Below are 22,046 nucleotides of genomic sequence, written 5' to 3' on the forward strand. Positions count from 1 at the left end.
GCGGGGGGTGAAGTTGAAGAACAACGGATTAAACGCTTTCTCGTCCTGGAGCGGGGGCAAGGATTCCTGCCTCGCCCTGCACCGCTCGCTGGCCGGCGGCAACGCCGTCACCGTTCTCCTCACCATACTGCACGAGAGCGGCGGGTTCCTGCGCACCCACGGCACGCCCAGGGCGCTTATCCAGCGCCAGGCGGAATCCCTGGGCCTCTCCATCCGTTTCGGGAATTCCACCTGGGAAGGCTACGAATCGGCGTTCAAAGAGGAGATCGCCGGACTCAAGGCGGGCGGAGTCGGAGCCGGCGTCTTCGGGGATATCGACCTGGCCGAGCACCGCGAGTGGATAGAGAGGGTATGCGCGGAGGTGGAGATCGAGCCCCTGCTCCCGCTGTGGGGCGAGAAGAGGGGTGATCTGGTAGCGGAGTTCATCGACCTCGGCTACCGGGCGATGATCATCTCGGTGCGCAAGGGCACCTTGTCGGGCGACTGGCTGGGAAAGACCCTTGACCGGCCGGCCTTGTCCGCCCTGGAGGAGCAAGGGGTGGACGCCGCCGGAGAGGGAGGCGAGTACCACACCTTCGTGTACGCGGGTCCGCTGTTCCGCCACGCGGTTGATCTCCGGCCGGGCGGGATAGAGGAAAGAGACGGCATGTTGCGGCTGCAGCTGGAGACGTAATCCCAGCCTTGTGGGCTGCACCAGTTTCGAGATATTACGACGCCTGGGTATCGAGAGGGTTTTCGCCTTCGAAAGGCATTTTCACAATCAGGGATTTAAACCTTAGACTGATTTCAACGCTAGCCTTGATTTCCATGTTAGTCTTCTTAATCAGCTGCAATGCTATATTTATCACTATCCACCAGTATAATTATATTAGTTGTCTTTGGGGCATTCGACACGTGAGAGGGAAACGGGCTATGCAGTATCTAGCGCATTCTGAGAACGAGTTACATGAGGTGCATGAGAAAGATCTGGATATACCCCATCTCGGCAAAGCGGCAGCTACAAGATATACAAGTCCTCCACGGGCAAGCGAGTGACAGTTCCTTTTCACTCGGGAAAAATCCTCCACCCCAAAATATTGAGGAATATACTTCGAGATATGGGTTTGACGGTCGAGGAATTCAAAAAACTTCTCTAGCTAGGAAAGCTATCCATCAGGGGATCTTCTCCACGCGGAAGGTGGTGCGCCATGGCGGGGTGCCGTGGCGCATGTAGACCACGCCGCTGCCGCGCAGCCCCAGGCTCTTGGCCTCACGGTAGACGTAGATGACCGCGTCGTGGGCGCGCGCCCCCAGCTCGGCCCCAGCGTTGTGCACGTGCATCTCCAGGTGGCGAGAGTCCAGGCCGGCCAGCCTCCCCACCTTGCGGGCGTCCACGTAACAGCGCTTCGACTTGAGCATGAGCCAGTCGCCGGCCTCGCGCGTCTGCAGCCTCAGGTCCTCTCCCTCCTCGCCCAGGCACTTTCCCGCCATGTCCACCTCCACGCAGCAGGAGTGGGCGCGCCGGAAACAGTAGTCGCCCACCGTCTCCGCGGTGATGTCCAGGTACCTCGACTTGAGGCCCGCGAAGTTGCCGATGCGCCTCGCCCTGATGGCCAGGCGGCGGTCCGGCGTCCCCTCGGCCTGCATGCCCACGTAGTCCAGGCCATCCGGTATGTCCAGCACCCCGCCGCCACGGCGGGAATACGACTCCACCCCCAGGCTGGTGAGATAGCCCACCGCTTCGCGCTGCCACTGCATGCGTAGCTGCAGGTAGTCGGAGGAGGCCTCGTTCATCAGGCGCAGCGCCAGGTCGACCACCTCCGCGTCGTCTCGCGCAGGCAGCGCGCGCCGCACGCGGGCCTTGGTGAGCTTGTCGCGGGAGCGCAGGTTGAGGAAGAAATCGGCCAGGGCGAACTCGCGGAAGCGCGCCTTGCGCGCCTCCTCCTCGCGGCGGTTGGCCTCCAGGATGTCCTCCAGGGACTCCCCGCTGCCCGAGAAGATCGGTTTGGGTAACTTCATATGCATCACCCGCAGGCAACAGGCTCCGGGTCGCAGCGTCTCGAGCGCAGGCGACTCGTGGCGGAGCGGGCGTGTCGAGATTGCTTCGTCACTTTGTTCCTCGCAATGACACTATCTTCAAGCGTACAGGTCGTGGGCCTTGCCGGCCACTACGCGCACCAGGTCCTGTCCCCGCGACACCGGGAATATATCGTAGCCCGCTTGGCGGATGGACTCCGCCTTCTCCGTCCACGCCTGGTCGATGAGGAAGACCGAGCCGGAGTTCTCCGGGTGCATCAGCAGCGCCTCGCCCAGGTGATAGGAGGCCTCGGAGATATTGGTGATCTCGGTGTCGGATATGAGGCAGAAATGCTTGGGGCGGTGGGTCTCCAGGGACGCCAGGTGGCGGAACTCCTGCACCGGGAAGACGGTCCCTCCGCCGTAATAGGTGACCAGCCCCTCCTCCACCCGGCGCAGGTCCCATACCGGCTTGACCACCAGGGAGCGCTGCTGGTCGGAATAGACCACCAGGCCGACCTTTGCCCCGAGGTTGCCGGCGCTGCGCGCCATCACGAAGCCGGCTAGCACGGCGTTGGCCACCTCGGAGGTGGGGTTGGTCATGGATCCGGAGGCGTCCAGGATGATGATGACGTCCGGGGGCGTTTTGCGCCGCGACACCACCTCCATCTGTACCTTCTCCCACTGCTTGGTGGTGAGGGTGGGCACCGCCTTGCCGCAGGTGTACAGGGTATAGGGGAGGTCGAGGCGCTCGAAGGGGTCTGCCATCCCCCAGGCCAGGGGAGCGTGGGGGACTTCTTCCCCCGCCTCGCTGCGCACCGGCTGGAAGCGCACCTCGTAGCGGCGGGAGAGGTCGCGGTAGTACCAGACCAGGGCCTGGGTCTCCGAACCGGCCCCTATCCCCCCCACCAGCTCCTTGAAGTCCTGCATGCCCATCTCCATGGCCATGGAGCGCAGCGCCTCCTCGGCGGAGCGCGCGCGCAGGTCGTCTATGCCGTGGTCCATGAGGCGGCTGTCGTCCATGTCCGCGGGGTCCTCGTAATAGCGGTGGAGGTAGCCCACGAGGAAGCGCACCTTCTCCTCCCACCCCGCCGCGGCGAAGGGCCGGTCCAGCACGCGCGCGGCCAGGCGGCGGGCGTCATCGCGCATCTCCTTGGGCACCCTGCCCACCAGGGTATCGGGGGCCTCCCACATCTCCTCGAAACAGCAGAGAAGGAACTTCCATATCTTGGTCTGCTTCTGCCCCTTTGACTTGTCCAGGGCATGGTAGAGGCCGATCATCTGTTCGCGCATGCCGCTGCGGGCAGCATAGGTGACGTTTACCATGTCGCAGAAGAGGCGCTGGATGGATATGGCCTCCTGGAAGGTGACCGTGCGCCCGCGGTCCTTCACCTCCTCCAGGGCCAGCTTAGCCGAGGCGGTGAGGCGCAGCGAGGTGCGCATGTCGAAGGGGGCCAGGGCGTAATGGAGCAGCTGGTAGACCACCACGGCTTCCATGTTGCGCATACCCAGCTTCTCCATGACCTCGGGGACGTTGATGTACACGCGGTTCTCCGAGGGTTCCCAGATGCCGAACTCTTCGTTGAGCTTGGCGGCGAAGGCGTGCCCGGCGGGATCGATCACGAACTCGGGGTCCATGATGCGGGGGTAACTGCAGAAAGCCCGCGCCCGCCCCAGTATCTCGTCTAAGTCGACGCCCTGAATGCGCAAACCGGCCTCACCTCCGGGTCTCGCGCGCTATCTCCCGGTAGACCTGGCGCAACATGGTGGCGATGGGGTACTTCGCCGGAGAATCGTAGCTCTTGAGCGAGTCCAGGGCCTCGAGGACCAGGCCGGCATCGACGGACTGGTTCCTAACCGCCTGCTCGTACAGCTCGAGCACGCCGTCCAGGGTCTTGATCATGCGCCGGCTCTTGAGGTAATGGTTGCGCGAGGTGGCGAAGAGGTCCTGCACCAGGGCGATGCGGTCGTTCATGAACTCGGGCCGCTCCGACCAGGCACGGTCGGTGGGGATCAGCTTGAACCACAGCACGTAGGGTACCACCGCTTCCACTTCCTCCAGGCCCGCCCGCTCGCGCCCGCGGAACCAGGCCAGCGCCTTGGCATAGCGCTCGATTGTCTTGCCCGCACGCACGCTGACCTCGTTCTCTGTCTTGTAACAGATGTTCTCGGTATTGTGGTAATGGCAGCCGCCCAGGTGTCCGCCGCCGCCTGCTCCCCCGTCGTCCACCTGTGAGCAGAGTATGGGGGGCTTCACGAACCAGGCGAAGCCCTTGCTCTTCCGCTCGATGTCCGGGGAGGCCAGGGTACAGCCGTTGAGCTCGGAGATGAAATTGTAGAGGATGTAGAGGGCGTCGGGCTCGATCTCTATCGCGGCAATCTCTTCCCTCATGGTCTCGATGTCGGCTGTGGATATCTCCACCCCTATCTCGTCACGGAGGTGGGACACGTACGACTCCTCGTTGCCGGTGAGCTTGCGGTCCTCCCCACCCTGCGCCATCTCCAGGAAATAGGGGTTGAGCGTGGGCGCGAAGACCCCCACGTCGATACGGTCGAGGAAGGGCGGCGTGAGATCGGACGACGCCACGTCGCGGAAGTTGGCGGTGAGGAAGGTCGCGCCCTCCGCAGCGTAGATCTTGGAGTCGCCGTAGACCGAGAAACCACGGTCCATCATCTCTAAGAGGTTGTTGGTGCGGCCGGGAGTGAGGCGGTTGACCTCGTCCACCATGCGGAAAGGGGAGAGCATGAACTTTCGCGGGATGATGTCTTCCTCGCCGTCGCGCATGAGCTTGCCCAGGTGCGGGCGGCCGATCATCTTCTCCTCGGTCAGTTCGTGGTGGCCGTGGATGGTCGCTTCGTGTATGGCCTCCATGACCTTGAAGTCGGCCTCGCCGTCCCCGAAGGCCTCCTTGAGCATGGTGCCGTGCACGAAGGCGCCCACGAACTCGGCCGAGGTGGTCTTGCCGGATCCGGGTGAGCCATAGAGGATCATGGTGCCGTTGCGCAGCACCGAGGTGAGCAGGGCCATGAGCAGGGGAGAGTTGTAACTCTCCTCGGCGATGACGATGCTCTCGGTCTCGTTCAGGTTGAGCGGCACTTCCTTCTGCTCGTGGAAACGCACATCGTGGTTGAGGTTGATATAAAGCCCGCTGTCCTCGATGGCCTTGTAGATACGTTGCAGCTTAAGGTTCAAATCGCTCATATCCAGGCTCTCTCCTCTTCTTCTGCTCTACCCCCGCCCGCCATGCTCTCCCGCCCGGCGGGGCCTCTGATATAATGATTCTACCTTATCTCGATGGCGGTAAGGATAATGTTCGTCAAAGTGGGGTCTCGGGTTTTCACTCTCGAATCTGAAGACGTGTAAGCCGCTACCGGCGGGTGGAGGCCCCGTCCTCGCGGGGGAGATGGCAAGGGAGGTAGCCGTGGAGACCGAGAAACTCGTAAAGATCGGCAAGCAGCTCGCGATCATGCACTTCTTCGAGGCCTTGCTCGCCAGGCGCGCGGCCAGGAAGCGTGGACTGAAGCCGAACAGGTATTTCTGCCTCACCCTGATGTTCGGGGTCTTCGTGCTGGTCCCGCTGCTGCGCAAGCCCAAGCTGGAGAAGAAGGCCGCCGCGGTAGACATCTAGCGGTGGAGCCACGGGTGGATATGGAACCGGGCTGGCCGATAAGGGCCTTGAAGCTCTGGATCTTTGCCGCGGTGGTCGGCCATACCCTGCAGGCCCCCTTCGCCTACTTCGCCGCCAGGAAGAGGGGAGAGGACCCGTGGAGATGCGTCTACGACACCTTGGCCCTGGGGGCCATCGCCCTCATCCCCCTGCTGCGCAAACCCAAGCTGGCCGATGAGGCCGGACGAGTGAACGCCTGAACTTCTCCGGCATCTTTGGGATCGCTGGTCCGGTTCGGGTCAGCCCGCTTACTGAACAATCAGGGACAAATAATATGCAGGCTGTTGACTGGGAGCCATTGCCGTGCTATAAGTTAGTTAATATTCACTAACCTAAATGCGAGGCGACGATGGCCGGCAGGAACGAGCGCATGAGCGGGGCGGAGCGCAAGCAGCAGATCATCCAGGCGGCTATCACCATAATGGCCGAGCACGGCCTTCCGGGCACCACCACGCGGCGCATCGCCGAGGAGGTTGGGGTATCCGAGCCCGCCCTGTACAAGTACTTCCCGGGGAAGAAGGAGCTGCTGCTGGAGGCCCTGGCCGAGGTGGGCAACCGCTTCTTCTCCACCCTCGCCACGGCCGCGAGCGTCGGCGATACCGTGCCCGAGCGCATCTACAACATGAGCGCCTCCTTCTACGAGTTCGTCATGGACCACCCCGATGAGTCCATGCTCCTCTTCGAGACGGTCACCGGGGCGCGCGACCCGGAGATAAGGGCGGCGCTCAGCGACAAGATGCTGCAGTACACCAACGCCCTCGCCGGGATGTTCGAGGCCGGAAAGAGGCAGGGCTCGGTGAGAAAAGACCTTGATACCACGGTGGCGGCCTGGCAGATCCTCTCCCTGGGTATCACCCTGGTCTTCGCGGCCCTAACCGGGCTTGAGGACGTGCTCACCCGCGACAAGGCCCTGCTGGCGGTGACGGAGGTGTTGGAGAACATCGTGAGCAATGCTTCGGCAAGAAATACTCAGCAAGCGTGAAAAGGAACGCTACGCAGTAAGAGAAAGGAGAGGGAGAGATGAAAGCACTGGTCTTGGGCGGAGGCATGGCCGGGCTGGCCACGGCCATCAACCTGCTGGACCTGGGGATCGAGGTGGAGCTGGTAGAGGCCGACGAGATCTTCGGCGGGCGCGCCAGTTCCTGGCTGGACGAAGACGGGGACATGATCGACAACGCCCTGCACGTCTTCTTCCCCTATTACGCCAACCTGCTCAACTTCTTCAACAAGATGGGCATCGAGAAGAACATCCAGTGGAAACAGACCGAGTTCTACTATATGCAGGAGGGCGGTAAGGAGGCGGTGCTGAAGTTCGCCAACCTGCCCGCGCCATTCCATGCCGCGGTGGCCTTCGCCAGCCTGCTCAAGTCCTACACCGCCGTGCCCAGGTGGAAGCTGCTCTTCACCGCCGCGGGCATGGGCGGGGCGGTCATGTACTCCAACCACAAGATCGACAAGCTGGACGAGGTGACCTTCGGCCAGTGGCTGGTGCGGCGCGCGCCCAGGGACGCTTTCCTGCCCCTGGAGCCGGGCATCAACGGCCTCACCTTCACCCCCTCGTGGATGATCTCCGCCAAGGTCATGCTCAACTGGTTCCGCAAGGTGGCGGCGGACCCGGACAGCGCCCGCGTGGGCTTCGCCAACGGCGGCCTGGGCGATATCTGGGTGGATACCTGCCTCGATTACATCCATTCCAAGGGCGGTAAGACGGAACTGAAGCAGGCGGTCACCGCCATCAACCTCCAGGACGGCAAGGTCAAAAGCGTCACCGTGGGCGGCAAGGAGAGGACCGCGGACATCTACGTCTCCGCCATCAGCCCCTACGCGCTGCGGCGGGTGCTCCCCAAGGAGGCCTTCTTCTACGAGTACTTCAGGGACCTGTGGCACTTCCAGTACGCACCCTCGCTGTCGCTGCAGGTATGGTTCGACCGCAAGCTCACCGACGTGGACGTGACCTTCTTCTCCAACAACTGCATCTTCAACACCTACGCCGACCTCTCCAACGTGCTCCCCCACATCTTCAAGGGGGGCTCCATGTTCGAGATGGTGCTCTCCCCGGCCGACCACATCGAAGGACTGCCGGACGAGGTCATCTTCGACATCGCCATCAAGCAGATCAAGGCACTCTTCCCCACGGCGCGCGAGGCCGAGGTGCGCAAGTACAAGGTGGTCAGGGAGCGCCAGGGCGTCTACCGCGCCCTGCCGGGGATGGAAAAGCACCGCCCCTACCAGCGTTCGCCCCTGGACAACCTCTACCTCACCGGCGACTTCACCAAGACCCACGTCTCCTCGGGAGGCATGGAGGCGGCCATCTGGAACGCAAACCACGTGGCGGAGGTCATCGCCCTGGACAAGCTGGGGCGCACCATCTCCCTCAACGTGGAGTTCAAGCCCAAGAAGGGGTTCACCCCCCTGCTCAAGCCGGCGACGCAGATCGGTATGGCCCTCGGCGGGCTGGCATTGGCCAGGGGAGCCTTGAAACTGCTCAAGGCATCGCGCAGCGAGGCTTGATCTAAGATTCAGGGTTCAGGCCCTGTATGTTTTCACCCCCGGGTGTCAGCAGGGAACCGATCCGACCATCCCCCCGTAGGTCGGAACAGCAGGGGCGCGGCTGACCGCCGCGCCCCCTCCCTTGGGGCAGGTTTGGTTGAAGGATGGTGGGTTTCCGCCAGCCTTCAAGATCCTCAGGTCCTCCGAGTCCACGATCCTCTTCAGCGGTCCTTTCAGAATTGAAGGTTGAGATGTGGTCCCCCGGGCGGGATTTGAGCCCGCGACCTGCCCTTTGTGAGGGAGCTGCTCTGTCCGCTGAGCTACCGAGGGCCCACCATCCTTACTCCGACAATCTACAAACAAGATGATTTTACCAATCCAAGGTGACAATCAGGCTTTCCTACTCAAGCGATGAGCATGACGTTTGTATGTGATAAAATAAAGGTACTTCGTGAGGGGGCTGCTCTCAGTGTAGAGCTGCCGGAGAGAGACGGGAAACCGCCTCTCTTTCTTTTTCCAACCCATCGATCAATATAATTAAGATGCGGTGTCTCGGGCAACAATAATCATGACATCAAGATAACGCCCGTAAGGATTGCGAGGTAACCATGCCGTTCAAGGATTTCAACGACAAGCACAGGGAGGTGCTGGACAGCATGCTCCTGGACATCCCGGGGGTGAAGGCAGGGAAGATGTTCGGCCTGCCCGGGTACTACGCGGACGGCAAGCTCTTCGCCTGCGTCTGGGAGGACGGCGTATCCATCAAACTGCCGGAAGATTTGCGCACAAAGATGCTGAAGCGCAAGGGAGTGGAGCCCTTCGTGCCCATGGAGGGGCGCCCCATGAAGGAGTGGGTGCTCATCAACCGCGAGAACTCCCGGGACTACCTCAAGCTCGAGGACGTCTTCGTCTCGTCGGTGGAATACGTCCTCTCCCTGCCGAAGAAGAGCCCGCGCAAGAGGGGGTCAGCCCCTGACATATGACATTATTAATAGAGACCTTTATCTGGACCTGCGAGATCAAGAAATGTCATATGTCAGGGGCTGACCCCATCACTTTACGTTGTAGATGTAGAAGGTGCCGAGGGCCTTGGCCACCATTTCACTCCCGTTCACGACCTCCGATTCCAGGATGGCGATGCGCGATCGCCTCTCCAGTACCTTCGTATCGCATACGAGGTTTCCGCTCTTGACCGCCGACATGTACGCTATCTTGATCTCTACGGTGGTGCACAGCTCGTTTTCCTCGAGGACCGAATAGAGCGCCCCACCCATGCCCGTGTCCGCCATGGCATAGACGGCGCCGCCGTGCAGGACGCCGTGCGGGTTGAGCAGCTCGTCCTTGACCTGCAGCTCGCAACGGCTCTTGCCTTCGCCGAAAGCCGTGAACTCCAGGCCGATGAGTTCGCCAAAGGGATTGAACCCCTTGGATGCGGTCGGGAACTCCTTTGGCATCTCAACCCTTTCCCGCGATGAGCTGCTACGAAACCGTCGTACCACGAGGAGCACCGACGTGGCAGGCCGCCGCCGTGCCCGACACCACCATGATAGCACCGGGGCGGTCAGTGTAAAGGAAGCCTGTCCGGGACGCATGGGGTATACTTCTTAAAGTCCTCTCGCGGAACGGGAAAGGAGTGGGTCTTATGGCCGGTGATTTCCTGCGGGGAATAGAGCGGGCGCATGCCAGTATCGACGGGCTCGATTTCGAGTTGCCGGTGGTCATCAGGGAGGCGCGCATCTTTTCCAGCGTCTTCCCAGCCTCGGCGAAAAAACTCCGAGACCTCATCCAAGAGCGGGAGTTAGTCCCCGCGCAGCTGCTCCCGGGCATGGGGCTGGTCCAGCTCACCGCCTACGAATACACGGACACGGACATCGGCCCCTTCAACGAGTTCTCCGTGGTCGTCCCCCTTTACGCGCCGGGCTTCCCCAAACTGCCCTTCCTGAACCTGAACAGGGCCAGGGTCACCCGGGAGGTGCACAACTTCCTGCTCCATCGGGGGGCGACGTCGCAGACGGCGGTACGCATCCTCGGGGGTTATCACCGCTGGCCGGAGTTTTTCTCCTCCATAGACATCAGCGAGGACGCGGACTGGGTCACATGCGAGTGGAGGGAGGGGGACGACCTCATCTGCCGCATGCGCGGCCGCAAGCTCCAGGCGCGGCACATGGGCCGGGTCAAGGTATTCGTCTATACCTCCGCACACCCCCGTCCTCAGCTCGCCGACATCAACCCCGACCAGAGCACGACCACCCGCGGCCCCGCCAACGCCGAGCTGGTCCTGGGGACCTCCCACCCCATCGCGACGGAGCTTTCCCGGGTGCTGGCGTCCACCAGGCCGCGCATGTACACCTACGGGCCGCGCTGGCAGCTCATCGCCTACGGCCCGGAGCAGCCGCCCACATCCTGAAAAAACACACCGCGCGCAAGTCGGTCGTGGTGGAGGAGACGAACAGCTCCTCGCCCCTTTACGACCAACTTTCTCGGTCGCCAAACACCCGTTCCCCCCCGGCTGCCCTCAAGCTCGCCCGGTGAGCAGGCGAGACTAAAGAGAGACATGCCTTTATGAGGCGATGCGTCTAAACGGCTTCGGCCAATGATGAAAAGGACCGCGGTTTGTCGAGATGAAGGCGGCGGAAAGCACCAGGGTCACACGTTCCAGGGTCATCATCTGGCTGCCGTGCCTGCTCTCCTTCTGCCTCGCCATCGCGCTCATCATCTACGCGGTAATGGGGTGGGGAGGAGCAGCGAGCAGCAAGAGCAGCCCAGGGGCCCCTGACTATGCCGACCCCGGCAGTTTCACCGAACAGGAGGTGACGGTAGGGAACGGCGAGTGGTCCCTGCCGGGCACCCTGACCATGCCCGGGGGTGACGGGCCCTTCCCGGCCGTGGTGCTGGTGCACGGCTCGGGTCCCAACAACCGGGACGAGGGGGGCGACCTTATCGCTCCCTTCAGGGACCTGGCCTGGGGGCTCGCTTCGCGGGGGATAGCCGTCCTCCGTTACGACAAGCGGACCCTGGTCTACCAGGACGAGCTGGCCGCGCAGGGCGGGAAGATCACCGTCTGGGAGGAGACGGTGGATGACGCCGCGGCCGCCGTCGAGCTGCTCCTGCGGACGGAAGGCATTGACGCGGGCAACGTCTTCGTGCTCGGCCACAGCCTGGGCGGCATGCTCATCCCGCGCATCGCCGGCGCCTCGCCGCGGGCCCGTGGGTTCGTCATCCTGGCGGGGGTCGCTCGCCCCTTCGAGGACCTGATCCTGGAACAGACCGAATATATATTCTTCCTGGACGGGGAAATCACCCCGAACGAGCAGGCCTCTTTGGACCAGTTGCGTACCGCAGTGGACCTGGTGAAAAGCCCGGGGCTGTCGCCATCCACCCCGGCGTCCGAGCTGCCCTTCAATACCTGGGGCGGCTACTGGCTGGACCTGCGCGGTTACGACCCGGCAGGGTCCGCCCGGAGCATCGACCGCCCAATCCTGGTGCTGCAGGGGGAGCGCGACTACCAGGTGACCATGGATGATTTCAGCCGCTGGGAGCAAGCCCTTTCCGGCATGCCCAACGTCGCGCTCAGGACCTACCCCGACCTCAACCACCTCTTCATCACGGGGACGGGCAAGAGCGTGCCCGCGGAGTACAACCAGCCGGGGCACGTCTCGCAAGAGGTCGTCGACGACATCGCCTCCTTCGTAAAAGCCAACCTGGCGGGAGAATAGGCTTTCAGCTCACGCCGCGGGTGGACCCCCGGGCATCTTGTGCATGCAAGTTAATGGCGCGGCCTGCCGAGAATAACATGTAGTTATGGTTTCATCTCCAGGTTGCCCGTAGCGGCCCGGGAACAAGAGAGGAGCCCGATACCCTTGGCATCAAGACACATCTTCAGCGTCGCCCTCACACGCGCCGCAATCGTGGCCGTTCTCCTGGCCGCAACCGTCCTGTCGCTGTTGGCGGTCCCCCGGCCAGAGCGTGCCGCAGCGGCAGTGCCCATCGACCGCAACCGCATCAAGCAGGTCATCTATCCCACCTTCGGGTACCCCCAGATATCCCGGTGCGGCGACCAGTTCACGCTGGAATTCGACCCCCGCGACCAGGACTGGAGCCAGCCCCTCACAATCCTTGACGGATTCACCGTCTTCGCCAACGCCTCCAACACCCCTTATGCGGTGCACCGGCAGCTGCGCGTGGACTCCTTCAGCGTGGGCTACAGCGCCCGCTGGCCGGAGTACTCCCAGCAGGCGCAGCCCAAAGCGCTCCTGTACCTGGTGAGAGTGACCGTGCCCGGCAACGTGCCCTACGACCTCTACGACCTCACCGTCAACGGCCACAGGCCCGACGGGGGCTGGATCTCGGACTCCCAGCCCCACGCCCTGCAGGTTATCGAGGCGTTCAAGGACGATTTCAACCTCTGCCAGCTCACGGACATCCACGTATGGGGACCGGAGGCCCACTCCCCCGGCTCCAACGCCACCCACCAGAGGAACTACCGCCACGCCGACTATCGTGAGGAGGACGGTTACGGCGCGGAATACTACCACAAGGCCATCCAGCAGGTGAACCTGCAGAAGCCGGACGTATGCATCTTCACCGGAGATTTCGATTTCTCCCAGAAGTGGCTCTATGAGCATGACTACGCCGCCATCGCCGCCTACGCGAACACCCCCTGGAACGGCTACTACTACGAGCCGTGGTTCGAGATGGACTGGTTCTACGAGGAGACCTTGAAGCTGGACGTGCCGGTGTTCATCCTCCCCGGCAACCACGATGGTTACGCCCGCTACAACCTCGACAACTCCCGGCTGGAGGAGGACTACCTGACCTCGTGGAGAGACCTCTTCGGGCCGCAGTACTTCTCCTTCAACTACGGCCCCGACTATCATTTCACGGCGCTCAATACCATGGACTGGACCTCCAGCCAGCGCAACCTGCACTGGTTGATACCCGACGAGATGCTGCGGCCGGGGAAGTGGCAGGGGCAACTGCGGGGCGGGGGGGACGCGTTCCAGGCCGGCTGGTCCCAGGCACGCGAGGACGCCATCGACTTGAGCAAGCTCACCGGGCAGCTGGCCTGGGCCCGGGACGACCTCGCCGCCCACACCGGCGCCAAGATGCGCACCATCGCCCAGCACCACGACCCCTGGAAAACGGCCGGCTCCGGCTCCATGTTCGACGACGCCGACATGTTCGGCATCAGGCTGGGGGGCCGCGGGGAGGGGCGGCTGGCGGCGATCAAGCTGGCCCGTACCTACGACGTGAGCCTGGTCATCAGCGGCCACGACCACTCCGACTCTTATGGCAGCATACCCTGGGCCGCGGGCGGGGGCGAGGTGAAATACGTCAACACCACCTGCACCATGTTCCAGGACGCCCCGAATATCCTGGACCCCAAGTGGGACAAGATGTGGGTCTACCCCGGCTACCGCACCATCCATGTGAGCAACGGCAACGTGGTCAACTTCTATTACAAGCTGGCAGGCGACCAGAACGGCAACCCCCTGCAGTACTCCTGGCCCTTTTACGCCGGGACCAACGTGGGGGGGGAGAGCAACTTCAACAACATGATCGATGCTGAGGTCAGCCACGTATGGGACCCGGTCCCCGGGGAAGCCGAGGACGTCACCTGCACCATCACCAACCACCTCTGCGGCTACGAGGTGGTGCCGGGCGGGGAATGGAGCGGCGACCTGCGCGGCGCCTTCCTGGAGTTCCCCATGCCCTACCTCAGCGGCGGTTATTACTACACCGTGACGGGCGGCGGCTTCGGCGAGGTCTACGACAGCGACAGCCCCGGCTCCCACCGCATCTGCCAGGTCTACACCGACGTGGGCCATGCTCCCGACGAGAGCACCCCCACGGTCAAAGACGTCTCCGTGGAAAAGAGCGCCGCGCCGGACACCCAGGCGCCCGCCTGCACCACGTTCCAGATCGACGGCGGGGCCGCCAGCACCGATGTCGCCCAGGTCACCCTCGGCAACGACGCGGTGGACCCCGGCGGCGCGGGGCTCATGGACATGATGGTCTCCAACGACGACCCCACCTTCACCGGCTGCGTCTGGCAGCGCTACGAGGCCTCCGTGTCCTGGACGCTGCAGCGCCTGGGCGGCCTGCGCACCGTATATATCAAGTTCCGCGACGCCGCCATGCCCGGCAACGTCTCCCCCACCTACGCGGCGAGCATCACCCTGGTGGGCTCCGCACCGCAGATAACCTCGGTGGACCCTTCGCCCGCCCACACGGGGGATACGGTGACCGTGAGCGGCTCTGATTTCGGCGCCCCCCGGACCCTCCACGATAACGTCTTTTTCAACGGCGTGGCGGCGGAGGTGACGTCGTGGACAGATACCGCCATCGCGTGCGCGGTGCCCCACAGCGCGGTCACCGGGAACATCAGCGTGGCCAACGACGCGGGCAGCGCTTCGTCCGCTTTCCACGTGCTCCCCAGGATAGATTCCGTAACGCCCGATTGGGGCTACAATAACGGCTTCGTGGACATCGGCGACCTGGAGGGGAGCGGGTTCTACGCCAGCGGGGCTCACCCCGTGGTTACCCTGACCAACGGCACGGACGTGATCTCGGCTACCGGCGTGAGCGTGGACTCGTTCCACACGATCAGTTGCCGCTTCGACCTGCGCGGCGCCGACGCCGGCTTCTACTCGCTTACGGTCCAGAACGCGGATGGCGGCAGCGACACCCTGCACGGCGGCTTCACCGTCGACTTCCCGCCTCCCACCGTCACCGGCATCACGCCCAACTGGTGCACCAACACCGGTCCCATCACCATCGAAGATATCGCGGGAGCGCATTTCCGGAGCGGGGCTGCGGTGGAGCTGAGGCGGGAGGGTGCGGTCATCGACGCCACCGGAGTGGACGTCGTCTCGCCGCAGAAGATCACTTGCGACGTCGACCTCAGCGGCGCGGCCCTGGGAGCATGGGACGTGGTGGTTATCAATCCCGATCTCGAGGAAGGTGTCCTTACCGGCGGCTTCACCGTCTCCAATCCCACCTTCTATTTCGCGGAGGGGACCTGCCGGCCCGATTTCGAGCCTTACCTGTGCATCCAGAACCCGGGGGAATCCGAGGCCGAGGTGGAGATCACCTACATGAAGGGTAATGGCACCACCGTGGTGCAGAATATCAATGTGAGCGCGCGCACCCGCACCACCGTGGTGCCCCGCAGCGAGCTGGGGACGGGTGACGATGCCGCGCACGACTTCTCCATGAAGGTGGAGTGCACCAACGGCCGGTCCATCGTGGCCGAACGCCCCATGTACTTCAACTACGGCGGGGTATGGACGGGCGGGCACGACGTCATGGGCATCCCCGCGCCCCGGACCGCCTTCTATTTCGCCGAGGGGACCTGCCGCCCCGACTTCGCGCCTTACCTCTGCATCCAGAACCCAGGGGACGCACAGGCCGCGGTGAAGATAACCTATTTGAAGGGGGACGGCACCCAGGACACCCAGGAGGTGAGCGTAGCCGCCAACTCCCGCCTCACCGTCGACCCCCGCAGCGAGCTGGGGACGGGTGACGATGCCGCGCACGACTTCTCCATGAAGGTGGAGTGCACCAACGGCCGGTCCATCGTGGCCGAACGCCCCATGTACTTCAACTACGGCGGGGTATGGACGGGCGGGCACGACGTCATGGGCATCCCCGCTCCCCGGACCGCCTTCTATTTCGCCGAGGGATATACCGGACAAGGCTTCGATGAGTACCTCTGCCTGGCTAACCCGGGGCAGCAGGCGGCCAATGCCCATATAGCCTATATGTTCAACGACGGCGGCACGCAGGAGCAGGACGTGGCCATCGCTCCCGCCTCCCGCACCACCGTGTCCGTCAACACCGTGGTAGGTCCCGACCGCGAGGTGTCTGTCGAGGTCACATCAGATGCGCCCATCGTGGCCGAACGTCCCATGTACTTCGACTACCGCGGTATGTGGACAGGAGGGCACTGCGTGGTCGGCGCGGCCGCTCCCGCAGGGGAATGGCTCTTCGCGGAGGGTTACACCGGCACGGGTTTCGAGGAGTGGCTGTGCCTGTATAACCCCGGCGACGCGCCGTCCAACGTCACGGTGACCTACATGCCCCAGGGCGGGGAGGCCTTCACCCGCGACCACATGGTGCCGGCACGCAGCCGCTACACCATCGCGGTCAACCAGGACGCCGGCAGTGACCTGCAGCTGTCCTGCGGGGTAAGGGTGAGCAGCGGCCCGCCCATCATCGCCGAGCGCCCCATGTACTTCGACTACAACGGTGCCTGGACGGGAGGGCACGACGTCGTGGGCTTCCGGCCCTGAGCGGTCAAGGCATGCATCGGGGAATTCCTATAGAATATACTGCGTTGCGCAACAACGTCAGGGAGGTGAATATGTCCGAGAAGGTCTGGATGAAAGCGGCCACGGCCATGAACAATGCCGGGCCGGTGCCCATGCCCATAACCGACACCCTGCTCGAGCTGCTGCGGACCATCATGGACGAGGAGGAGGCCTCCTTTATCACCATCTTCGACAAGCCCTCGTTGAACATGGAGGAGATAAAGGAGCGCCGCGGCCTGGATGGCGCGTCCCTCGACGCCATGCTGGACGGGCTGTTGCACAAGGGGGTCCTCATGGTCACCACCAGCCGCAGCACGGGGATCGACGTCTATACCCTCATGCCGCCCTTCCCCGGCCTCTTCGAGCTGACCATGGTGCGGGGGGGGACGGGCGAGAAAGAAAAGAAGCTCGCGGTCCTCTTCGAGAAGCTGTTCGAGGAACTCTCGCGGATGATCCAGGCCAATTACGACAGCGTCATGGAAGTGATGAAGGTCGTGCCCCCGTTGACGCGCGTGGTCCCCGTCGAGTGCGAGGTAGACGTGAAGCAGGACAGCGTCCTGCCCTACGAGGACGCCATGAAGATCGTTGACCAGTTCGACACCTTCGCCGTCAGCTACTGCTACTGCCGCCACCACAAGGACCTCCTCGGCAAGCCGTGCGAGGTGACGGACGAAAAGGTCAACTGCCTCACCTTCGGTCGCTCGGCCCGGTTCATGATCGACTACGATTTCGGGAAGGAGATCACGAGGGAGGAGACCAAGAGGATCCTCAGGGAGTGTGAGGAGGCGGGCCTGGTGCACAAGTTCTTCCACGAGAAGAACGACCTGGAGCGCAAAGAGTTCGCCATCTGCAACTGCTGCAAGTGCTGTTGCGGCACCTTCGAGCTTTTCTACCGGGGCGCCATCCCCATGCAGACCTACACTTCGTACAGGGCCACGGTGGACGGTGAGGTGTGCAACGCCTGCGAGGTGTGCGTGGACATGTGCCCCATGGAGGCCATCGAGTTGACCGGCGACGTCGCGAGCGTGGACGACGCCAGGTGCATCGGGTGCGGCGTCTGCGCCTATCACTGCGCCAGCACGGCCATCACCCTGGAGCGGACCGGCATGCGGGACGTCTTCGTGCCCCCGCCGCGCTTGGTATAGGATTTCATGTCCTTAGCCGCTGGGTCCAGACGCGCTATCGCTTTTTCCGAGGGATACCGGCCAGTCTGAAACGTGGGGGCGCAATTGACGCGTCGAGGCCCACGATCCCGGGGTGAAGCGGCGCCTTGAACACCCGGTGGCGGAAGAGCGCGGCAGGCCCGCTACTCATACTTCTTCAGATCTTTTTTAGCCCGCTTGATGAACCTGCCGAAATCGCGGTCCTTCCTCCTCTTCTCCAGGCTGGTCATCTCGTAGTACTCCGCTTCCCTGGACAGTTTGAGGTAGTTCTCATACATGTCCCCGTCGAGCTCACCCCGGGTGATGGCCTCCCTCACCGCGCACCCCGGCTCGTGGACATGGGTACAGTCGGCGAACCTGCAATCTCTCCCCCGCATAGTTATCTCCGAGAACGCACCCTCGATGCCAGCCTGCGCGTCCGTCATCCCTATCTCCCGCACTCCCGGGTTGTCGATGAGGATGCCCCCGCCCGCGAGGAAATACATCTGCCTCACCGTGGTGGTATGTTTGCCTTTGCCTGTCCTCGCACTGACGGCGTCGGTCCTTATGGCGTCTTCCCCCAGCAGCCGGTTGATGAGCGTGGACTTACCCACCCCGGACGGCCCCAGCAGGCAGCACGTAGTCCCCCTGCTGACGAGCGCCGCCATCTCGCCCGGGCCGTTTTCCAGAACGGCGCTGGTCTTGATGATGTCCGTGCCCCTGAACCTCTCCCGCAGCCTGGATACCATCGCTTCCACTTCCGCTTCCGCTATAAGATCGACCTTGTTGAGGACGACGACCGGCCTGATGCCCCCGTCGCGGGCCAGGGCCAGGTACCTCTCGGCGCGGTTCATGCTGAAGCCGCCGCCCGTGGCTTCGACGACGAAGGCGATGTCGATATTGGCGGCGATCACCTGGGTTTCCTGCCGGCCGCTGTACTTCCGCTCGAGCACGGTCTTCCTGGGCAGCACGCCGTGGATGACGGCCCTGCCACCGCCGGTGTCGGTCAACGCGACCCAGTCTCCCACCGCCGGGTAGTCCTCCCTCGCGCGCGCCTCGTGCATCCACCTCCCGGTCACGGTGGCAAGGTACTCCCCGTGCGTGTCCCTCACGCCGTACGCGCCCTTGTGCTCGGCGGTGACCCGCGCCAGTGCGTAGCCGTCCAGCCCCTGCTCTTCGCGGCCGGACTCGAAGAAGGCATTATAACCCAGGTCCTCGAGGTCGATCTCTCCCGCACCTTTCACTAGCGATCTCCAGATAGTCGTTATTATCCCAATTCTAGGTATTTACTAGCGAAGAGGTCTAGAGACCTGCCTCGAAGGGAGCGCCACGAGAGAACCTTTCGAGCATACTGCTCCCAGCTGAATTGCGGCATCCATATAAGGTTTACCGGACCCTTATCGCTAAATCCGGCCTGATGGCAGGTTCAGGACATCATGAAGCGCATGATGCGCGGCATCATGTCGGGCATGATCCTGTCCATAACCTTGGGCAGGATATCCGGCATGAGTTCACGCATGGACCCGCTCATGGTGGGCATCTTCGCCTCCATCAACGGCATCATGCGCGGCAGCATCCAGGGCATCATCACCGGGAGCATCTTCGGCATCACCAGGGGCAGGAGCCGGTCGGTGACGGCGAACATCCCCGTCTTCAGCGGCGCCGGTATCTTCTTGCCCAGGCGCATGGTCCTGCCCAGGAGCGGCGATATCGAGTCCATGAACTCCCACATGAAATCGGCCATGCCCTGCGGGGTCATCAGCTGGATCATGGTGTCGAAGACGGCCCAGGACGCCTCCACCTGGGGATCGGGGTTTTCCAGCTTCTCGCCCAGGGCTTCCGCGACCACCGCGGCGAAGTCCAGGACCTTGAGGCCGTTGCCCTCGGCCGCGTTCCAAACCCGCAGCTGGAACTCGCAGCAGGGGCAGGTGGTGACGATGGCGTCGGCCTCGACATCGTGCGCTTCCTGCAGGCGGGCGTGGGCGATGCGCCCGGAGGTGGGGCGGGTGTCGCCGATGAGGGTGAGCACGCTGCCGCAGCACAGTCCCTCGTCGCGGTTGTGTTCCATCTCCGCGAATTCCAGGCCGGGGATGGCCTCGAGCACCTCGCGGGGCTCCTCGTAGATCCCGCCGTGCCTCCCGATGTGGCAGGGGTCGTGCCAGGTGACCTTCATGGGCACTTCGTGCTTGAATTCGAGTTTGCCCTCGCGCACCAGTTCCGCCGCCAGCTCGGTGATATGCACGACCTCCATGTCCCACTCCAGGCCCAGCTTCTCTGCCCACTCCCTGTAATGGCCGCTCAGGGTGACCCAGCACCCGGGGCACGAGGTGTATATCTTCTTCACTCCCCTCTCCTTGAGGGCCTTCACGTTGCGGCGCACCGCCTCCTCGAAGACGTCCCACTTGCCGCTCATGAGGAAGGGGACGCCGCAGCAGGTCTCGTCGTTGCCGAGGTAGACGAAATCCACACCCCCCTCCTTGAGGATGCGCACGGCCCCGCGGGCGATGTCCTGCTCCACGTAAGAGGCGGTGCAGCCGGCCCAGTAGGCCACCGGGCCGCTCTCCTGGGGCTTGACGTCATCGGGGAGCCAAGCGCTGCGCTCCGCCGCGAAGCCCGCCCAGATGTTGTTCTCCATGTCGTAGGAAGCGCCCATCATCTCGAAGGGGGCGAAGGTCTTGAACTTGCCCGAGGCCACCAGTTCTCCTCGCATCTCCTCCCATACCGATTCGATGGGCAGGTCGGTCTGGCAGGTGAGGTCGCACTTCTTACACGTGGTGCAGAGGAGGAACTTATCCGACATCTCCTGGGTGAGGGGCACCTCGCCCTTGGCGTAACCCCTCAGGTACTGCATCTTGCCGCGCGGAGAGGCGCTCTCCCACCCTTTTCCGCAGTAGAGGGTGCACCCCTCCTTGCAGTAACCGCACTGGGCGCAGGTGAACGCGGCCTCCTCCACCTTCCCGGGAAGCTTGCGGCGCGTGATGCGCACGTGGGGAGCCAGCTTGCGGGTGGGCACGGCCAGGGGCAGAGAGAGCTTTGCCGCGGCCATCATGCCGCGCAGGGCCTGAAGGCGCGGGGCATGTGCGCAGGTGTCCACCATCTTGCCGGGGTTGAGGAGGCATGCGGGGTCCGCCTCCCGTTTCGCCTGCTGCAGCCGTTTCCTCGCGGCCATTCCCAGCCGCTTGTCCGCCCTGTCCACGAAGTACAGGCCGATGCCGTAGGGCGCCCCGCCGTATTTCTCGGCCAGGCGCAGGAACTCCAGCGACGCGGTGAAGCTGACGGTGAAATCGGCGCTGCGCGAGTCGCTGGGGATGAAGCCCAGGAAGACCGACTGCCCCCTGCTGCCCACGATGACCTCCAGGGCCAGCTCGGGGAGGCGTTTCGCGGTCTCCGCCAGCAGGGCCCCGACCTTGACGGTGGGCACTTCCGCTTCGGCGGGGATCACCGACGGCCCGGCCTTCTTGATGCGCAGGGGATAGAGCCTCTCGTCCCATTCGTGCGCGGCGGCGGTCCCGTCCACCTCCCTGCCCATGGCGCTCGCGGCCAGGCGGACAAGCTCGCCGCCGGGCCCGTCCTCGCCGCCCTCCAGCACCGCCAGCACCAGGTAAGAGCCCTCGGGAAGGTAAGGGCTGTCCGACACCTTGTTCTTGAGGGCGGCCAGCTGGGGGGTGATCACCTGGAGGTGGAAGAGGGGGAGGTCTCCGCCCTTGAGGGAATTGATGAGGCGCTGCGCTCCCTCCGGGCCGTCGAAAGAGAAGAGGAAGGGTGCCTCCACCGCCGCCTCGCGCACCGCGAGCCTGACCTCGGAGATGAAACCCAGCGTCCCCTCGGAACCCACGAAGAGTTCCATGCCATCGCCGTCCACCGTCTTCTCCCCGTCCGGCCCCACGACCTTCAGTCCCAGCAGGCTGTCCGAGACCTCGCCGTAGGCGTAGGCCCCGATGCCCGAGCCGCCCTCGGCCACCCATCCTCCCACGGTGGAGGAGGGGGCGCTCGAGGGGTAGGAGCGCAGGGCGAGCCCGCGCGAGCGCAGCTCCTTCTCCAGCTCCCACCAGACCACCCCCGGCTCCACCGTCGCCGTCTTCGCCTCCGTGTCGATGGCGATGATGTGGTTCATGCGGGTGAGGTCGACGACGATGCCGCCTTTAACGGGGATGGCGCCTCCGTAGCCGCTGGTGGCGGCGGCGCGCGGGGTGAGGGGAAGCCCGCGCCGGCGCGCGAAGGACGCGATCCAGCCCAGCTCCTCCGCGCTCTCCACCTGTACCACCGCCTGGGCGAGACCGCCCACTATCTTGCCCACGATGCCGGGGAACTCTCCCATGTCACGGGAATAGATGTATCTCTCGACGGGGTCCGCGCTCATGCGCTCTCCGAAACGTTCTTCAAGTTCAGAGAGGGCTCCGGGGATCAGATCGGTCTTGGCCATGACCTACCTCCAGGAA

At 63.7% G+C, this 22,046-nt stretch carries 16 protein-coding genes, 1 tRNA gene and 1 pseudogene; 11 read left to right on the forward strand and 7 right to left on the reverse strand.

What is annotated here, in order from left to right; all coding sequences use genetic code 11:
• The first annotated feature begins 13 nt into the window (after positions 1–13).
• Both AB1384_07590 and AB1384_07595 read left to right on the forward strand, forming a co-directional pair.
• The gene (locus AB1384_07590) at positions 14–673 is read left to right on the forward strand and encodes a diphthine--ammonia ligase (GenBank protein MEW6554133.1); all 660 of its coding nucleotides are present in this window, start codon (positions 14–16) and stop codon (positions 671–673) included.
• A gap of 298 nt (positions 674–971) precedes the next feature.
• Positions 972–1,136, forward strand: a pseudogene (locus tag AB1384_07595) (type II toxin-antitoxin system HicA family toxin).
• A gap of 16 nt (positions 1,137–1,152) precedes the next feature.
• Here the strand turns inward: AB1384_07595 and AB1384_07600 are convergent.
• The 3 genes from AB1384_07600 to AB1384_07610 form a co-directional block, all read right to left on the reverse strand.
• Positions 1,153–1,998 (reverse strand): hypothetical protein, encoded by an 846-nt coding sequence (locus tag AB1384_07600; GenBank protein MEW6554134.1) that lies wholly within the window; start codon positions 1,996–1,998, stop codon positions 1,153–1,155.
• 117 nt (positions 1,999–2,115) lie between these two features.
• Positions 2,116–3,705: a vWA domain-containing protein gene (locus AB1384_07605; GenBank protein ID MEW6554135.1), complete on the reverse strand. Its 1,590-nt coding sequence runs from the start codon at positions 3,703–3,705 to the stop codon at positions 2,116–2,118.
• Between the two features lie 7 nt (positions 3,706–3,712).
• Positions 3,713–5,197, reverse strand: a complete 1,485-nt coding sequence (locus AB1384_07610) for a hypothetical protein (protein ID MEW6554136.1) — start codon at positions 5,195–5,197, stop codon at positions 3,713–3,715.
• Positions 5,198–5,417: 220 nt separating this feature from the next.
• Between AB1384_07610 and AB1384_07615 the strand changes: the two genes are divergently transcribed.
• From AB1384_07615 to AB1384_07630, 4 genes are all read left to right on the forward strand, one after another.
• The gene (locus AB1384_07615) at positions 5,418–5,624 is read left to right on the forward strand and encodes a DUF4499 domain-containing protein (GenBank protein MEW6554137.1); all 207 of its coding nucleotides are present in this window, start codon (positions 5,418–5,420) and stop codon (positions 5,622–5,624) included.
• A 14-nt stretch (positions 5,625–5,638) separates the two neighbouring features.
• A complete protein-coding gene (locus AB1384_07620; GenBank protein MEW6554138.1) occupies positions 5,639–5,863 on the forward strand; it encodes a hypothetical protein in 225 nt (74 codons plus the stop codon).
• A 149-nt stretch (positions 5,864–6,012) separates the two neighbouring features.
• A complete protein-coding gene (locus AB1384_07625) occupies positions 6,013–6,645 on the forward strand; it encodes a TetR/AcrR family transcriptional regulator (GenBank protein MEW6554139.1) in 633 nt (210 codons plus the stop codon).
• Positions 6,646–6,683: 38 nt separating this feature from the next.
• Positions 6,684–8,174, forward strand: coding sequence for an FAD-dependent oxidoreductase (locus tag AB1384_07630; GenBank protein ID MEW6554140.1), 1,491 nt, complete (start codon positions 6,684–6,686; stop codon positions 8,172–8,174).
• A gap of 233 nt (positions 8,175–8,407) precedes the next feature.
• Here AB1384_07630 and AB1384_07635 read toward each other — a convergent pair.
• Positions 8,408–8,483: transfer RNA gene (locus tag AB1384_07635), tRNA-Val, on the reverse strand.
• Positions 8,484–8,761: 278 nt separating this feature from the next.
• Between AB1384_07635 and AB1384_07640 the strand changes: the two genes are divergently transcribed.
• Entirely contained in the window at positions 8,762–9,136 is a 375-nt protein-coding gene (locus tag AB1384_07640; protein ID MEW6554141.1) for a TfoX/Sxy family protein, read from the forward strand.
• Between the two features lie 69 nt (positions 9,137–9,205).
• On the opposite strand, the gene AB1384_07645 is transcribed toward AB1384_07640, so the two are convergent.
• A complete protein-coding gene (locus AB1384_07645) occupies positions 9,206–9,607 on the reverse strand; it encodes a PaaI family thioesterase (GenBank protein ID MEW6554142.1) in 402 nt (133 codons plus the stop codon).
• 188 nt (positions 9,608–9,795) lie between these two features.
• Here AB1384_07645 and AB1384_07650 point away from each other — a divergent pair, with 188 nt between their 5' ends.
• The 4 genes from AB1384_07650 (at position 9,796) to AB1384_07665 (ending at position 17,610) form a co-directional block, all read left to right on the forward strand.
• A complete protein-coding gene (locus tag AB1384_07650; protein ID MEW6554143.1) occupies positions 9,796–10,560 on the forward strand; it encodes a hypothetical protein in 765 nt (254 codons plus the stop codon).
• Between the two features lie 214 nt (positions 10,561–10,774).
• Entirely contained in the window at positions 10,775–11,869 is a 1,095-nt protein-coding gene (locus tag AB1384_07655; protein ID MEW6554144.1) for an alpha/beta hydrolase, read from the forward strand.
• Positions 11,870–12,013: 144 nt separating this feature from the next.
• Entirely contained in the window at positions 12,014–16,447 is a 4,434-nt protein-coding gene (locus tag AB1384_07660) for a DUF5719 family protein (protein ID MEW6554145.1), read from the forward strand.
• Positions 16,448–16,518: 71 nt separating this feature from the next.
• On the forward strand, positions 16,519–17,610 hold the full coding sequence (locus AB1384_07665) for a hypothetical protein (protein ID MEW6554146.1): 1,092 nt from the start codon (positions 16,519–16,521) through the stop codon (positions 17,608–17,610).
• A 161-nt stretch (positions 17,611–17,771) separates the two neighbouring features.
• Here AB1384_07665 and rsgA read toward each other — a convergent pair whose 3' ends face one another.
• Together rsgA and AB1384_07675 are read right to left on the reverse strand one after the other, a co-directional pair.
• Positions 17,772–18,851, reverse strand: coding sequence for a ribosome small subunit-dependent GTPase A (rsgA, locus tag AB1384_07670; protein ID MEW6554147.1), 1,080 nt, complete (start codon positions 18,849–18,851; stop codon positions 17,772–17,774).
• Positions 18,852–19,033: 182 nt separating this feature from the next.
• Complete coding sequence (locus tag AB1384_07675) at positions 19,034–22,030, reverse strand: FAD-binding and (Fe-S)-binding domain-containing protein (GenBank protein MEW6554148.1); 2,997 nt, start codon at positions 22,028–22,030, stop codon at positions 19,034–19,036.
• Positions 22,031–22,046: the final 16 nt, after the last annotated feature.

It is taken from the genome of Actinomycetota bacterium (assembly GCA_040757835.1).
In the GTDB taxonomy this organism is placed as follows: Bacteria; Actinomycetota; Geothermincolia; order Geothermincolales; family RBG-13-55-18; genus SURF-21.

What these genes read in the sequence shown, in the direction of transcription:
- AB1384_07655 (MEW6554144.1), top strand. Translation starts at nt 10,775, where the DNA reads ATGAAGGCGGCGGAAAGCACCAGGGTCACACGTTCCAGGGTCATCATC.
- AB1384_07675 (MEW6554148.1), bottom strand. Translation starts at nt 22,030, where the DNA reads ATGGCCAAGACCGATCTGATCCCCGGAGCCCTCTCTGAACTTGAAGAA.
- AB1384_07625 (MEW6554139.1), top strand. Translation starts at nt 6,013, where the DNA reads ATGGCCGGCAGGAACGAGCGCATGAGCGGGGCGGAGCGCAAGCAGCAG.
- AB1384_07610 (MEW6554136.1), bottom strand. Translation starts at nt 5,197, where the DNA reads ATGAGCGATTTGAACCTTAAGCTGCAACGTATCTACAAGGCCATCGAG.
- AB1384_07665 (MEW6554146.1), top strand. Translation starts at nt 16,519, where the DNA reads ATGTCCGAGAAGGTCTGGATGAAAGCGGCCACGGCCATGAACAATGCC.
- AB1384_07640 (MEW6554141.1), top strand. Translation starts at nt 8,762, where the DNA reads ATGCCGTTCAAGGATTTCAACGACAAGCACAGGGAGGTGCTGGACAGC.
- AB1384_07645 (MEW6554142.1), bottom strand. Translation starts at nt 9,607, where the DNA reads ATGCCAAAGGAGTTCCCGACCGCATCCAAGGGGTTCAATCCCTTTGGC.
- AB1384_07630 (MEW6554140.1), top strand. Translation starts at nt 6,684, where the DNA reads ATGAAAGCACTGGTCTTGGGCGGAGGCATGGCCGGGCTGGCCACGGCC.
- AB1384_07600 (MEW6554134.1), bottom strand. Translation starts at nt 1,998, where the DNA reads ATGAAGTTACCCAAACCGATCTTCTCGGGCAGCGGGGAGTCCCTGGAG.
- AB1384_07650 (MEW6554143.1), top strand. Translation starts at nt 9,796, where the DNA reads ATGGCCGGTGATTTCCTGCGGGGAATAGAGCGGGCGCATGCCAGTATC.